This window comes from Methylobacterium sp. J-092, from assembly GCF_022829325.1.
GTDB lineage: Bacteria > Pseudomonadota > Alphaproteobacteria > Rhizobiales > Beijerinckiaceae > Methylobacterium.
In genome coordinates this window covers 105,414-119,936 of record NZ_JAKSXU010000206.1, presented here as the reverse complement: position 1 = coordinate 119,936, position 14,523 = coordinate 105,414, and the positions used below count along the sequence as shown (strand labels likewise).

At 67.4% G+C, this 14,523-nt stretch carries 9 protein-coding genes and 1 tRNA gene; 5 read left to right on the top strand and 5 right to left on the bottom strand.

Annotated features, from left to right (window positions below; translation table 11 throughout):
* Positions 1 to 5 precede the first annotated feature (5 nt).
* Together glmS and glmU are read right to left on the bottom strand one after the other, a co-directional pair.
* A complete protein-coding gene (gene glmS, locus MKK60_RS26315) occupies positions 6 to 1,832 on the bottom strand; it encodes a glutamine--fructose-6-phosphate transaminase (isomerizing) (RefSeq protein WP_147843190.1) in 1,827 nt (608 codons plus the stop codon).
* 154 nt (positions 1,833 to 1,986) lie between these two features.
* Positions 1,987 to 3,378: a bifunctional UDP-N-acetylglucosamine diphosphorylase/glucosamine-1-phosphate N-acetyltransferase GlmU gene (glmU, locus tag MKK60_RS26310; RefSeq protein ID WP_243989076.1), complete on the bottom strand. Its 1,392-nt coding sequence runs from the start codon at positions 3,376 to 3,378 to the stop codon at positions 1,987 to 1,989.
* Positions 3,379 to 3,744: 366 nt separating this feature from the next.
* On the opposite strand from glmU, the gene MKK60_RS26305 reads away from it, so the two are divergent.
* The 5 genes from MKK60_RS26305 (at position 3,745) to MKK60_RS26290 (ending at position 8,581) form a co-directional block, all read left to right on the top strand.
* Complete coding sequence (locus tag MKK60_RS26305) at positions 3,745 to 5,256, top strand: glucan biosynthesis protein (protein ID WP_409567457.1); 1,512 nt, start codon at positions 3,745 to 3,747, stop codon at positions 5,254 to 5,256.
* A gap of 86 nt (positions 5,257 to 5,342) precedes the next feature.
* Positions 5,343 to 7,514, top strand: a complete 2,172-nt coding sequence (mdoH, locus tag MKK60_RS26300) for a glucans biosynthesis glucosyltransferase MdoH (RefSeq protein WP_243989075.1) — start codon at positions 5,343 to 5,345, stop codon at positions 7,512 to 7,514.
* Between the two features lie 53 nt (positions 7,515 to 7,567).
* Positions 7,568 to 7,657, top strand: a tRNA-Ser gene (locus tag MKK60_RS26295).
* A 24-nt stretch (positions 7,658 to 7,681) separates the two neighbouring features.
* Positions 7,682 to 7,858 carry a ribbon-helix-helix domain-containing protein gene (locus tag MKK60_RS28775; RefSeq protein ID WP_409567456.1) on the top strand — a complete coding sequence of 59 codons (177 nt, stop codon included), beginning with the start codon at positions 7,682 to 7,684 and terminating at the stop codon, positions 7,856 to 7,858.
* 486 nt (positions 7,859 to 8,344) lie between these two features.
* Positions 8,345 to 8,581 (top strand): hypothetical protein, encoded by a 237-nt coding sequence (locus MKK60_RS26290; RefSeq protein ID WP_243989074.1) that lies wholly within the window; start codon positions 8,345 to 8,347, stop codon positions 8,579 to 8,581.
* A 2,426-nt stretch (positions 8,582 to 11,007) separates the two neighbouring features.
* Here the strand turns inward: MKK60_RS26290 and MKK60_RS28570 are convergent.
* The 3 genes from MKK60_RS28570 to MKK60_RS26280 all read right to left on the bottom strand — a co-directional run bounded on the left by MKK60_RS28570 (position 11,008) and on the right by MKK60_RS26280 (position 14,324).
* Positions 11,008 to 11,133, bottom strand: coding sequence for a hypothetical protein (locus tag MKK60_RS28570; RefSeq protein WP_279604258.1), 126 nt, complete (start codon positions 11,131 to 11,133; stop codon positions 11,008 to 11,010).
* Between the two features lie 41 nt (positions 11,134 to 11,174).
* Positions 11,175 to 11,381, bottom strand: a complete 207-nt coding sequence (locus MKK60_RS26285; protein ID WP_243989073.1) for a hypothetical protein — start codon at positions 11,379 to 11,381, stop codon at positions 11,175 to 11,177.
* Positions 11,382 to 12,482: 1,101 nt separating this feature from the next.
* Positions 12,483 to 14,324 (bottom strand): carbohydrate-binding domain-containing protein, encoded by a 1,842-nt coding sequence (locus tag MKK60_RS26280; RefSeq protein WP_243989072.1) that lies wholly within the window; start codon positions 14,322 to 14,324, stop codon positions 12,483 to 12,485.
* Positions 14,325 to 14,523 lie beyond the last annotated feature (199 nt).

Sequence of the window (14,523 nt, the reverse complement as noted above, 5' to 3'; positions counted from 1 at the left end):
GGCGCCTATTCCACCGTCACCGATTTGGCGAGGTTTCTCGGCTGGTCGACGTCCTTACCCATGACGACGGCGGTGTGGTAGGCGACGAGCTGGATCGGCACCGCGTAGACGATCGGCGCCACCGTCGGGTCGAGGTCGGGCATCGTCACCGTGGCCAGGGTGTCGAGCCCGTGCTCGGCCGCGCCCTTGGCGTCGCCGATCAGCACGATGCGCCCGCCGCGGGCGGCGACCTCCTGCATGTTCGACACGGTCTTCTCGAACACCGCGTCGTGGGGGGCGATCACGATCACCGGCACGCTCTCGTCGATCAGCGCGATCGGCCCGTGCTTGAGCTCGCCCGCCGCATAGCCTTCGGCGTGGATGTAGCTGATCTCCTTCAGCTTCAGCGCGCCCTCCATCGCCATCGGGTAGCTCGTCCCGCGGCCGAGGTAGAGCACATCGCGCGCCTTGGCGATCTCGCGGGCCAGCCCCTCGATCTCGCTCTCGCGGGCGAGCGCGTCGGCCATCAGGCCGGGCACGGTGATCAGCGCGTCGACGAGGCGGCGCTCCTCGGCCGCATCGATGGTGCCGCGCGCCCGCCCCGCGGCGATGGCCAGGCACAGCAGCACCGTGAGCTGGCACGAGAACGCCTTGGTCGAGGCCACGCCGATCTCGGGGCCGGCGAGCGTCGGCAGCACCACGGAGGATTCCCGCGCGATGGTCGAGGTCGGCACGTTGACGACGCAGACGCTGTGCTGGCCCTGGGACTTCGCGTAGCGCAAGGAGGCCAGGGTATCGGCGGTCTCGCCCGATTGCGAGATGACGAGGGTCAGCCCGTCCCGCTCCAGCGGCGCCTCGCGGTAGCGCGCCTCGGAGGCCACGTCGATCTCGACCGGCAGCCGCGCGATCTGCTCGAACCAGTAGCGGGCGACGAGCCCGGCATAGAAGGCGGTGCCGCAGGCGGTGATGTTGAGGCGCGACAGCTTGGCGAAGTCGAACGGCAGCGGCTCGGGCAGCGCGACGCGGCCCTGGGCGAGGTCGACGTAGTGAGAGAGCGTGCGGCCGACGACTTCCGGCTGCTCGTGAATCTCCTTGGCCATAAAGTGGCGATGGTTGCCCTTGTCGATCCGGTAGGCCTGGGTCGCGATGGTCTGGCGCGGGCGCTGGACCACCGTGCCGTGGATGTCACGGATCTCGGCGCCGGCGCGCGACAGGATCGCCCAGTCGCCCTCTTCCAGGTAGGTGAGCGCGTCGGTGAACGGCGCCAGCGCCAGCGCGTCCGAGCCGAGATAGGTCTCGCCCTGGCCGAAGCCGATGGCGAGCGGCGCGCCGTGGCGGGCGCCGATCAGCAGGTCGTCGTGACCGGAGAACAGGAAGCCGAGCGCGAAGGCGCCGCGCAGGCGCGGCAGGCAGGCGGCGACCGCCTCGACCGGCCCGAGGCCCTGGTCCATGGCGTGGCTGACGAGCTGGGCCACCACCTCGGTGTCGGTCTCGCTCTCGAAGCGGACGCCCGTGGCCTCGAGCTCCTGCTTAAGCGCGCGGAAGTTCTCGATGATGCCGTTGTGCACGACCGCGAGCCGCGCGGTGGCGTGGGGGTGGGCGTTGGTCTCGTTCGGCCGCCCGTGCGTCGCCCAGCGGGTGTGGCCGATGCCGATCGCGCCCGCCAGCGGCTCCTCGCGCAGGCGCGCCTCGAGGTTGACGAGCTTGCCCGACGCCCGCCTGCGCGCCAGGCGGCCCTGCTCCAGCGTGGCGATGCCGGCCGAGTCGTAGCCGCGGTATTCCAGGCGCCGCAACGCCTCGATCAGCGGACCGGCCACTGCCCCGTTACCGACGATGCCGACGATGCCGCACATGCTGGTTTGTCTTTCGTATCGCCCGGTGGACCGGCGGCTTGTACCGGATCGACGCGGCGCGAGGCCAGCCCTCGGTGGCTACGCAGGGCGGGCATCAGGAATCGGGCCGGTGCCAGCCGAGAGATGAAGGACCGGCGCGGCGTTTTGAAGTGGATCAGGATTTCCCCGCGCGCGCCGCCTTCTGCGCCCGCAACGCCGCCCGCTTCGTCTCGGCCCAGCCCGGCTTCGTCGCCTGGCGCCCGCGGGCGACGGCGAGCGCCCCCTCGGGCACGTCGTCGGTGATCACCGAGCCGGAGGCGACGAAGGCGCCGGCCCCGACCGTGACGGGGGCGACGAGGGCCGAGTTCGATCCGATGAAGGCGCCCGCCCCGATCGTGGTGCGGTGCTTCGAGACCCCGTCGTAGTTGCAGGTGATGGTGCCGGCGCCGACGTTGGCGCGGGCGCCGACCTCGGCGTCGCCGAGATAGGTCAGGTGCGCGGCCTTGGCGCCCGGCCCGAGGCGGGCGTTCTTCAGCTCCACGAAGTTGCCGATGGTGGCGCCGGCCTCCAGAACCGCGCCGCCGCGCAGGCGGGCGAACGGGCCGACGCTGGCGCCGGCCTCCAGGCGCACGTCCTTCAGGTGCGAGAAGGCGTGGATCACGCAAGCGTCGTCGACGCGGACGCCGGTGTCGAACACCACGTTGGGCTCGACCAGCACGTCGCGCCCGAGGATCGTGTCGTGGCTCAGGAACACCGTCTCGGGGGCGACGAGCGTCGCGCCGCCGAGCTGGGCGCTGCGGCGCAGGCGCGCCTGGATCGCGGCCTCGGCGACGCCGAGCTGCACCCGGTCGTTGACCCCTTGCGCCTCCGCCTCCGTCACCGGCACCACCGCGACGGAGAGACCGTCGCCGATCGCCAGCGCCACCGCGTCGGGCAGGTAGTACTCGCCGGCGGCGTTGTCGTTGCCGATCCGCTCGAGCAGCGCCAGCGCGTGGGCGCCCGACAGCGCCATCAGGCCGGCATTGCACAGGCGCACCGCGCGCTCCTCAGGCGTGGCGTCCTTCTCCTCGCGGATCGCGACCACGCGGGTGCCCTCGGTGAGCACCCGTCCGTAGCCGGCGGGCGCCTCGGTCTCGAAGGCCAGCACCGCCACCGCCGCGCCCTCGGCCAGGGGCGCCCGCAGCCGCGCCAGGGTCTCGCCGGTGATCAGCGGCGTGTCGCCGAACGCCACGATGACGTCGTCGCCCTCCCCGTCTTCGCCGTTGCTCAGGACCGCCCGCGCCGCGAGCACCGCATGCGCGGTGCCGAGGCGCTCGACCTGCGGGAAGACCTCGGAGCCCGGCGCCAAAGCCTCGATTTCGCGGGCGACGTCCGCGCGGCCGGGCTCGGCCACCACGGCGATGCGCGCGGCGCCGGCCGCCTGCACCGCGGCGAGCACGTGGCCGAGCATGCTCCGCCCGGCGAGGCGGTGGAGCACCTTCGGCAGGTTGGAGCGCATCCGCGTGCCCTTGCCCGCGGCGAGCACGATCGCGGTGAGGCTTCGCCGTACGGGGGCCGGTGTCGTCATCGCGTTCAGGTTCCCGGGGACGCTCGCTGGTGCCGACCGCCATGATCGGCGGCGACGGGATGAGGGGACCGGATTAGCCGATCGCGCCCGTCTGGCAAAACGGCGCGTCCCGCGCGCATCGTCCGGCCCGCAAGCGCGGCCTCGATCACACAGGGGACGGAATTCGCCATCGTCGGCCGACCTTAACCGAGGGTTCAGGTGCCGGGATGGTACGAGGGGCCGATTGTTGCGAACCGTTTCCAAGGTCTCGCTGTTTCCGATCCTATCGCCGACCCACCCGAACGAAGGGGCACGACGCTGCCGACCGATCCGCGCTCCGACGCCATCCGTGACCCCGTCTCGCGAGACCGTACCCGCCGCGACGTCGTGCGCCTGTCGGCCGTGGCTGCGGTCCTGGCCGGCGCCGGCTTCCGACCCGTTCCGGCCGCCGCGGAGGACGCCCCCGCCCTGCCCGGCGCCGGCGCACCCTTCGACGCGTCGACCGTGCCCGCCCTTGCCCGCGCGCTGGCCAAGGCCGCCTACGCCGCCCCCCGCACCGACGACCTCCCGGCCAGCCTCAAGGGGCTCAGCCGCGAGCAGTACGGCGCCATCCGCACCAAGCCCGCCGCCGCGATCTGGGCCGGCGACGATCTCGGCTTCACGATCGAGCCGCTGCATCGCGGCGCGATCTTCACCGGCCGCGTCGCCCTGTTCCTGGTCGAGGACGGCCGCATCCGGCCGATCGCCTACGATCCGGCGAGCTTCGACACCGGCGGCTTCGCGCTGCCGGAATTCCCGGAGGATCCGGGCTTCTCCGGCTTCCGCCTGCGCGCCCGCTTCCCCGACGGCCCCGACCTGTCGGACTTCGCGGTGTTCCAGGGCGCCTCGTTCTTCCGCCTCGTCGCCAAGGGCCAGGGCTTCGGCATCAACGCCCGCGCGCTGACGCTGCGCCCGGCCGACGCCCGCGGCGAGGAGTTCCCGATCTTCCGCGCGGTGTTCATCGAGCGCCCGGCCGACGGCGCCCTCGTGCTCCACGCCCTGATCGATTCCGATTCCGCCTCCGGCGCCCTGCGGATGGTGCTGCGGCCCGGCACCGAGGCCTCGACCACCGAGGTCGAGACCACGATCTTCGCCCGCAAGCCGATCGATCACCTGGGCCTGGGCGGCATGCAGGCGAGCTACCTGTTCGGCTCCGAGGATCGCCGCCGCGTCGACGACGCGCGCGCCGCCGCCTTCTCGGCCGCCGGCCTGCAGATCCGCAACGGCGCCGGCGAGGCGATCTGGCGCCCGGTCCACAACCCCGACGCGCTGCAGATCTCGTCCTTCGTCGACGAGAACCCGAAGGGCTTCGGGCTGATGCAGCGGGCGCGGACCTACGAGGACTTCGAGGACGACGTGCAGCACTGGGAGTGGCGGCCCTCGCTCTGGCTGGAGCCGGCCGATGCCTGGGCGGGCGGCGCGGTGACGCTGATCGAGATCCCGAGCGATTCCGAGTTCAACGAGAACGTGCTGGCCTACTGGCGGCCGAAGGAGCCCGTCGTCGCCGGCTCCGAGACGACCTTCCGCTACCGCCAACACTGGTGCTGGCAGCCGCCCGCCGCGCCGCTGGCCACCGTGACCGGCACCCGCAGCGGGCGCGGAAGCGCGGGCGCGCGCCGCCTGTTCCTGGTCGACTTCACCGGGGACGGGCTGTTCTCCGAGGGCGGCCTCGACATCGCCCTGGCGGCGGCCCCGGGCAGCATCGCGCGCCAGCAGTTTTTCAGCTACCCGGAGCGCAGGACCGTCCGGGTCGCCTTCGAGCTCGATCCCGGCAGCGAGCGCGCGAGCGAGCTGCGCCTCGCCCTGGTGCGGGGCGGCCGGGCGGTGACCGAAACCTGGCTCTATCGCTGGACGCCGTAGAAGGCAGCGGCGTTCGAGGGACCGCCGGGCCGCATCGGCCGGCCCCGCGAGACTCCGAAGACGAGGATGGATCAAAGGCCGTGCGCATGGACGATTTCGCCGCCCTCCCCGCGACCGCACGGCGCGACGCCCCGTCGGGCCACCCGGGCGAGCGGTCGTTCCCCGACGCCCTGCCGCCGGAATCGCCCCTGGCGATGCCGGTGCAGAGCCTGTCCGCCTGGGACCCGGCGCTCGGGCATGCGCCGTCGCAGCACCCGGCCCGTCCTCACGCGTCCCGCCTCCTCGTCTTCGGCGGCGCGGTCGCGCTCACCGCCTATGGCGGCTGGCAGATGTACGAGACCGTGTCGGTCTCGGGCTCGCCGACGGCGCTGCAGTACGTGCTGGTCGCGCTGTTCCTCCTGACCTTCTCGTGGATCGCGCTGGCCTTCACGAGCGCGATCCTCGGCTTCGCCGTGCTGCTGCGCCGCCCGCGCCTGCCGCCGGTGCCGGCGGCCCTCGCCACCCGCACCGCCATCCTGATGCCGGTCTACAACGAGGGCACGGCCCGCACCTTCGCGGCGATCGAGGCGATGCGCGAGGCGGTCGACGCCACCGGCCTCGGCACGGCCTTCGACTGGTTCGTGCTGTCGGATTCGACGCAAGCCGACGCCTGGATCGCCGAGGAGCGCGCCTTCCTGGGCTTGCGCGAAGCGCTCGGCCCCGACGCCCGCCTGTACTACCGCCACCGCCGGAGGAACCATCACCGCAAGGCCGGCAACATCGGCGACTTCGTCACCCGCTGGGGCGGGGCCTACGACCACATGCTGGTGCTCGACGCCGACAGCCTGATGACCGGCGACAGCGTCGTCCGGCTCGCCGGCGCGATGGAGGCGGACGCGGATGCCGGCATCATCCAGACGCTGCCGCTCATCATCAACCGCAACACGCTGTTCGCCCGGGTGACCCAGTTCGCCGCCCGCATCTATGGCCCGGTGATCGCCACCGGCCTCGGCCACTGGTCGGGGCGCGACGGCAACTACTGGGGCCACAACGCGATCATCCGCACGAAGGCCTTCGCCGCCGCCTGCGGCCTGCCGGACCTTCCCGGGACGCCGCCCTTCGGCGGGCACGTGCTCAGCCACGACTTCGTGGAGGCCGCCCTGATCCGCCGCGCCGGCTGGGCGGTGTACATGCTGCCGACGCTGCCGGGCTCCTACGAGGAGAGCCCGCCCTCGCTGATCGACGTGGCGGTCCGCGACCGGCGCTGGGCGCAGGGCAACCTCCAGCACGCGCGGATCATCGGGGCGGCGGGGCTGAAGGCGGCCTCGCGCCAGCACTTCGCCACCGGCATCGCCGGCTACGCCGCCTCGCCGTTCTGGCTGTGCCAGCTCGTGGTCGGCATCGCGCTGGTGCTGCAGACGGCCTACGTGAAGCCCGAATACTTCACCACCGAGTTCGGCCTCTACCCGGTCTTCCCGCGCTTCGATCCGGTGCGCGCGCTGCAGCTCTTCGGGCTGACCATGGGCATCCTGCTGGCCCCGAAGTTTTTGGGCCTTCTCCTCGCGCTGATCGACGGCCCGGTGCGCCGGGCCTGCGGCGGCGCGGGCCGGCTGGTGGCGTCCTGCCTCATCGAGATCCTGCTCTCGGCGCTGATCGCGCCGATCGCGATGGTGATCCAGTCGGGCTCGGTGTTCAGCATCCTCGCCGGGCGCGACACCGGCTGGAACCCGCAACGGCGCGACGACGGCTCGATCCCGCTCGGCGACATCGTCCGCCGCCACCGCTGGCACACGGTGCTGGGGCTGGTCTCGGGGATCGCCGCCTTCGCCATCGCCACCTCGCTGTTCCTCTGGATGGCGCCGACCATCCTCGGCCTCGTCCTTGCGATCCCGATCTCCTGGGCGAGCGGGCAGCTGGCGCTCGGCCTCGCCCTGAAGCGGCGCGGCCTGCTGATGACGCCGGAGGAGCGCGACCCGCCGCCGATCGCCACCCGCGCCGGCGCGCTCGCCGCCCGCAACCAGGCCCGCGGCCTCGACGAGGCCGACGCGCTCGCGGCGCTCCACGCCGACCCGGCCCTGGCGGACGCCCACACCCGCATGCTGCCGAGCGCCGAGCCGCGCCCCCGCGGCCGGGTCGACGTCGACCACACCCTCGCTCAGGCCAAGGTCGTCGAGGCCGAGACCCTCGACGAGGCCCGCACCTGGCTCAGCCCCAAGGAGCGCATGGCCCTTCTCCACGACCGCGCCCTGCTCGACCGCCTCGTGCGCCTCGCCCCCTGACCCGATTTTCCCGATGTCCGGCGGCCCCGAACTCCGCTACAACCCGATCCGCCGGAAGGGTGGCCGAGTGGTTTAAGGCAGCGGTCTTGAAAACCGCCGTGGGGGCAACTCCACCGTGGGTTCGAATCCCACCCCTTCCGCCAGAATTCTGATCCAGACGGTCATGTGTGGTTCTCTGGGCTGAACGTGACGCCACCCATCAGGTGCCGCTAGCCGAGGCGTTAAATGATCTGTTCGAAAAGCATGGGCTGAAGCGAGTGGCCGACGAACAGCAACGTCTGCGTGGCGGCGCCGCCAGTAGAGCCCGTCGTGGGGGGAACAGAAGCGCCGATCCCGCAACATAGAGTTTGCTACGACTTTCGCGCCACCTTCCGGTGAGCGTAGCCAAGACTCAAGTTTGGTGTCGTGAAAACCCTCGTTTTCGCGGTCTGCCTACGTCTGCATCGGGGCGAACTGCATATGTCGGCTTCTGGCGCTCTGCGGACATATCGCCGACTGTCACGGTCAGTGGAATACCGCAGCCACAGCGTTGACTGGAGGCCACTCCGATAGTCCATTTTCTAGGTCCGATGCCGGTTAAGATGGGTGATCAGGACCTAAACCCTTGATGTCGTACCCCTTCGGTTATGGCTGAGAATCCTGGCGCCCCAGCTCTACCCATCCTCATTTCTACCTTCCGGTTATCCACCTGCGCGAACAAAAGCGTGAATACCCCACCTGGGCAAATGCTTGGCACGCCCGATAAATCGAGAAAACTCAACAAAATCAAAGTCCGGTATCGGACACTTGTCCGACCGGCGTGCTAGATCGCGTCCACGTCGCCGCGGCGCTTGAGCATCGGCATCACGCTTCGGCACGGCTACCCCTCAACCGAGGCTTGCGACAGCGCCGTATTGCTGGTGTTCTGCGAGTGCGGGCACTGCGGAGCGATGTCGTTCGACGGCCTGCCCGACGATCTGCTTGTTCCGGACGTCGCGCTGTGGCTGGTGTGCTCGGCTTGCGGGCGGAGGGACCGGGTCAGCACCCGGACGGACTTATCGGGCGCACTCACCCCGGCGCCGGGCTGAAACCGCGGTCAGTGGAGTAGCGCAGCCGGCGGCTGACAGCAGCGTTGCACCACTTGGTCTGTGTCTCTATCACCGCCGGCCGACATTCAATGGGCCCAAAAATCGTCGATCATCAATGAGTCTCATAAGATTAACTTCCTGATTAGCTTAGGTTGATTGTGGCAGAATTTGGCCGCTCGTCATCTGTACTGACCGTCAACTGGAAGTTTATATCGTGCTTTTTTGGAACGGTTTTCAGTCCGCAGATATTACAAGCGAAATTTGTCTTGGGTCCCCAAGAAGGGAACGTGGGCGTACGATGCGCATCGCAAGAGATACCTGCCGTTCGTGTGGTATTGATATACTGATTTTTTTCGGCAGAGATTGCGCAATAACTCAAGTCAAACTGCAGGACCGTCAGCAGCATTGCAACTGCATGGCAGATGAGCACTGCCCTATGGTAACGTTGTCTATGGTGGCGCATGGTTGTGAGCCGATGCTGGCAAATGGTCGCCCTTACAAAAAAGCGTAAGACAGTAGCTCCAGAGCGAAAGGTATTGAAGAATGACCCAGACTGCTCAGCATGATCTGGGCCGCAGAATTCGGCGCCCTGGTAATCAACCCGCGTCGCGTCGAGGCGATCGTCGACACCTGGATCCGATACGGGAACCAGACCTACCGGCGGGCCGGGCCGGGCCGGGGCGGCCTGTCTGAGTGGCTGTTTGGGATGTCAGGCGGTAAGCCGGAAAACCATCGCGGCGTCGCCAATGTGAGACCCCTCCCATCAGCAACGCCCTCCCCCGACGAGATTCGCCTACGACGCTCGGTGGGTGTGCTTCGTCATCGGCTCTTGGGCGCGCATCGTGGCCGAGGGGCCGTTTGCGTTGATCGTACGAAAAAGCCCGCCGTGGCCGGAGCCGGGCGGCCTCAAGTTTGGCTCGCGTGGAAAAACGTGGGGCGGAAGTGCCTCACACGAGGCGCCTACGCGATCCACGTGCCAACGAGACGGCGCTCGTCGATAGCGATTGCATCCGGGTTGCCGGCTCGGTCCCCGTCGCCTTCTGCAGCTCGACGCGGCCCCTCGAGAAGCCGTCCAGCCAGGCAAACCGAAGGCCGAATGCCATATCCACAGGTTGAACCTTGCGAGCACTCAAGAGTTAATAGCCAAGCTGAAACTCGTCCATAATGGTCGGGATTCGCGTCGGGACGGCCATGATGGTGAAGCGAACTGCGACGTTCGGATTGGTTCTGCTCGCCATGGGCGGATGTTCAAGGCTGCCATTGGGATCCAACGCCTACAGCTCCTTGCCTCCGGCTGGAATACACACAGCGGAAACGCCATCCGTCGCCGATTCAGCGGCTCCGCTCGGACGAGACGTTGCCCTCGCACCGGTGGTTATTCCCGGCACTCTCCTGACGCTTCGAGCGAACGATGGCCGGCGAGGTGTGAACCCGACTGCTGCGCTCGAAGCCCCTGGACGTGGCCACTTGCTGACCCAGCCGGTGCATTCTGGGGATGACTCAAAGGCAGCGCTGGTCAACCGGCCTCGCAAGTTGATCGACGGAGACGTGAAAGCGACTGGATCGACAGTAGCGTCGGCGCCCAGCGAGCGAGATCGCCCGGTTATTAATACGCAGGATTACAACCGTGAGGTCGTGATGGATCGGTTGGTGAAGGGGGGCAGCGCTGCAGCAAAACCTATCTGCTCAGGCTGCTGACCCAACTGGGTCTCAAGCGTGTATGGTGTCGGCATAGAAACCTGTCCCGGCCGAAGCTGGGCGCGCTGGTCTGCCGATCTCCCCGGTGCTGGTTACGCGCGTCCCTCGGCAAGGGTTAGCCGGATCACAGGCAAGAAAAAGCTCGGCGCAGGGGGTGCCGGCCAGGCCTCGGCTGACAGCCATTCTTAAAGTCTACGTGCTTTCCTGATCTCATCATCGTCTGCGGCGATAAACCCGGCAAGCACCCGAGCTGGCGTTGTGTAGACGATGCGAAATTTCTTCGGCATCGGTCCACATCCGACGCACACAGCATAGTCCCAGCGACGCCATACCCGCTCGTTGCGTGCGTCAGTCGCTTTCTGTCTCGCTTGTCCTTCCTGAATTGCGCGTCGGATTTCCGCAGTCTTTTCATCGCTACTCAAGCTCGAGCTCGGAGGTATGGCTGGCCGTGGCTGCAATTTACCTTGGCTGAAAGCTGGCGTGGATATGCCAAAAACGATGAGTGGAATCGCATGGGTGATACGCATTAAGAATCCTAGATATGTTGACTGATTTTCCTTGTTATAGAGGATACGACCTGAAGCGCTGGAAAGTTTCTCCCTCTAGAAAAATCTCTTTTGCTAATTGAGGAGCGATTTTTGGCTCTGATCAAAGGGCCTGCCACGGACTCCATGAACTGGTTCATATCTTCTGATCGGCAAATCGAGATCGGGGCATCATTTCCCGGATCAGGGATCGTGTGTTGCTGTCAGATCCCGCAGGATCATCGCCGCCACCAACATCAGGACCGCACCACCGAGGCCTGCCATCCAGAGGTGGCCGGCGGTGAACGCACCTTCGGGGCAGGTCTTCATGCTGGTGGCGCTCCCGGCACGACGAGATAGCCCGTGCTAGATCAGGCGCCGATATAGGGGCGAGCCCGGTCGATGATCGGCCGGATGTCGGGGCGGATGGCGATCAGGAAGACCACCGCGGACACGCCGGATCCGACGCCGATGCCGAGCGCGATTCGGTTCCGACGCGGCACCGTGCCGTCGACCGCACCTGGCGCCGCCGCGTGCAGCACGGACGCGACCATGGACGGCATCACGATCGGCGCCACCACCTCAGCCGTCAGCAGCCACTCCGGCGCCTTCGCGAGCCGGTAGGCAAGCGAGTAGAGGTTCTGGCACCAGTGCGAGAGTAAGCTGAACCAGATCCCGACGATGAGGAAATCGGACCGGCGCGGGTCGGCCTTCCAAAGCGCCGACCATGCGTCCCGCCAGTAGGCGTACAGGACCGGGCTGTTTCAGCGTCGCCGCCACCAGATCGTTCGTCTGCGCCGTGATGCGGCACATTCCCTGGCCACGGTCGCCGAACGTCTAAGCTTCGGCGGCCATTCGCTCGACGAACACCAGCTCCGCCGCTACCTCTCTCGTTGCGCCAAGCGCTCCGCAAAGAAAAGCCGAGCCGGGAAGTCTGCTGCGAACACGGTCTCGTCCTCAGCGAACCACCCGCCGCACCCAGCGGACGGTGCCTCCACGGGTACGATGGGCCCCGCTCCATCGCCCAGGGCAGAGGACGGACAACCGGCGGCGCCACCGGCGCACCGAGAAGCGCCGGCCGTCCCAGTTCCAGCGCAGGCTCGGAGCACCACGATCCGCGGTACCGCCCACGCGCGCGACCACAACCGATCCGTGCCCCATCATTCTGATGGACACTCGTGCGACCAGCGTGCTCAAGCTCGTCCACGTCGCCGACGGCGCCTGAGCATCGGCATCGGTGCTTCGGCACGGCTACCCCTCAGCTCGGGCCGGCGACGGCACCGCGTTCCCAATCCGATTCGTATTGATGGGCGCCGATCAGGCTTCGACATTCATGCAAACCATGAGATCGTGCGACGCCTCGACCAGCAGGTCGAATGGGAACTCGGAGGAGCGGTACACGCGCTATCGCTGTTCCGCCCCCCTTCGTGCGTGGTTCTCAAACCTTGGTTGCCGGTGCGGAACGCTTCGCTCACCCGGATCCCATCGACGCGCCTGAGCCGGGGAGATCAGCACGGCTGCTCACCGTAGATCCGCGCGAACCTCTTCAAGCTTCGCGTTGCCGACGCATCCGACTGCGGGCTCGAACGTCGTCCCGACAGACGAAGCGGTAACGGGGGCGGAACGAATTCCGTTGGTCTACGGCGTGAGGACCACAGGATGACCTTATGACCGGCATGTCACACGTGCCAAAGAATGTCCGTGGCCGTCGTATGGAAGGTCGCGTCACCGTTCGAGTAGATGCCGGCGACGCCGTTGTTGTTCCATCCCGCCGTGTTGACCGCCGCGTCGCCGGAATAGGCGTGGCCGTCCAGGATCATCTCGTGAACGTAGAGGTTCCGGTCGGTTGCCGTCGTCCCCCCGGAGGCATCGTCGAGGAAGCGGATTGCGATCGCGTGCGCCCCGGGGCCGAAGTTGCCGGTCAGGGTCAGGTCTTCGGTCTGGCCCGCCGCGTGCGAAGCGTTCGTCGTCAGGGTACCACCGACCTGCTGCCCGTCGACGAGCACCGCGAAATGCGGCGTGCCGTTCCAGGCGTCGCCCGACACACGCAGAACAAGTGTGTCGGAGGGCGTCGGGGCATAGTTGATCGTGGTTCCGCCCGCGCCGTCGGACGAAGCCTGAAATGTCTGGCCCGCATAGTCGCCGGTTAGATGGAGGATTGCGAGCGACGCTCCGGTCGCGGCGTCCGTGACCGACAGGGTGCCGGTGGCTTGATCGAACGCCACGGCGGCGTTCTGCCCGACGCTGCGCAGATCGATGGTATCCCCCGCCCCGAAGTTCGCGATGGTGTTCGCCAACCGATGATCCGCATCGAGTGCGGCCCGGTCGACGATGAGGGTCTGGGCGCCGTCCGTGAAGGTGATCGCTCCGCTTCCCGCAGATCCGGCAACGGCCAGCTCGACCGCGCCGGCAAGGAGGATTGTGCCGCCCGAGTAGCCGTTAATATGGTCCAGGATCAACGTCCCGCCGCCGTCCTTCTCGACTTGGCCCGGCGCGGCGCTGGCTTGGTCAACAACGGCGCCCGATAGCGTGACGACGTGACCGCTCTCCACCGCGAAAGTCGGGTCTCCAGCTAACGTGATGGTGCTCTCGACGAGATGATCGCCGCTGAAACGGATCACGCTTCCCGCCGGATACGCCCACGTCGCCGACGGATCGAGGTAGTCCGTGTCGATGGTCAGGGGCGCGGCGCCGAAGGCGCTCAGGTAAGCTGCCGCCGCTCCGGGATGCTGGCCGGAATCGAGCTGCCCGGCGAAACCGGCATCGTTGGAATCCCAGTAATTTCCGTAGACCATGTGGTGGCTGGACATCCAGTCGGCCATCGCCTTGACGAAGGGCGCGGAGTCGTCGGTTTGAACGCCCCATTCGGAGATGGCGGTCGGTTTGCCGTGCGCCGCGGCGAAGTCCTGCTGCCATTGAAGGCCGTAGGGTTCCACAACCTTGTCCTGAAAGGCCTTCGCGGGATCCGCCGAATTGTAGGCCTTGTTGTAGTAGGTATCCATGCCGACCACGTCGACGTAATGGTCGCCGGGGTAAGCCATCGCCGGATCGATCGTGCTGCCGCCTTCGTTCACGTCCCAGACGAACTTGAACTTGTCCGATACGCTGCGGAAGACGTCGACGACGTCCTGGAACGTCTTGATGAACGCCGCCTCGTGCCCCTGCGCAGCCCAAGGCATCCAGGTGCCGTTGAACTCCCATCCGAGACGAACGTAGATGTTGCCGTCCTTGCTCGGGACCGCCTGTGCGAGCGCGTTCGCCGCAGCCTGGAAATAGCTGTCGTACGCTCCGGTCGCGACCTGCTCCAGCGAGGTGCCCCAGACCGTCAGCGGAACCGACCAGATGCTCGCTACGCCGGCGCCCTGCCAGCGCTGGACCTGCCACGGAACCGAACTCGCGAACCCCGACCAGCTGTCGTTGTTGATGTAATTCAGCACGTTGTCGGGCGGCTGTCCGGCCCATTGCGTATAGGTCCCAACCTTGCTCGGGTCCTGGCCCTCGTAGATTCCGATCTGTACCATCTGACCAACTCATGCCCTGCCTCTCAAGAGGTCGCATGAAGATCTGAATACGAAGTTTCCACTTCACGTTTTCTCGCTTGCTACCGCAAGTGTTACTCGAACGGAAAATGAAAAGTTACTTGCTTCGATTTGATGCGATGGATGTTTGACGGGACCGAGAGCGATCCGGCCCGTACCGCCACGTCGCCGGGACGAAGAG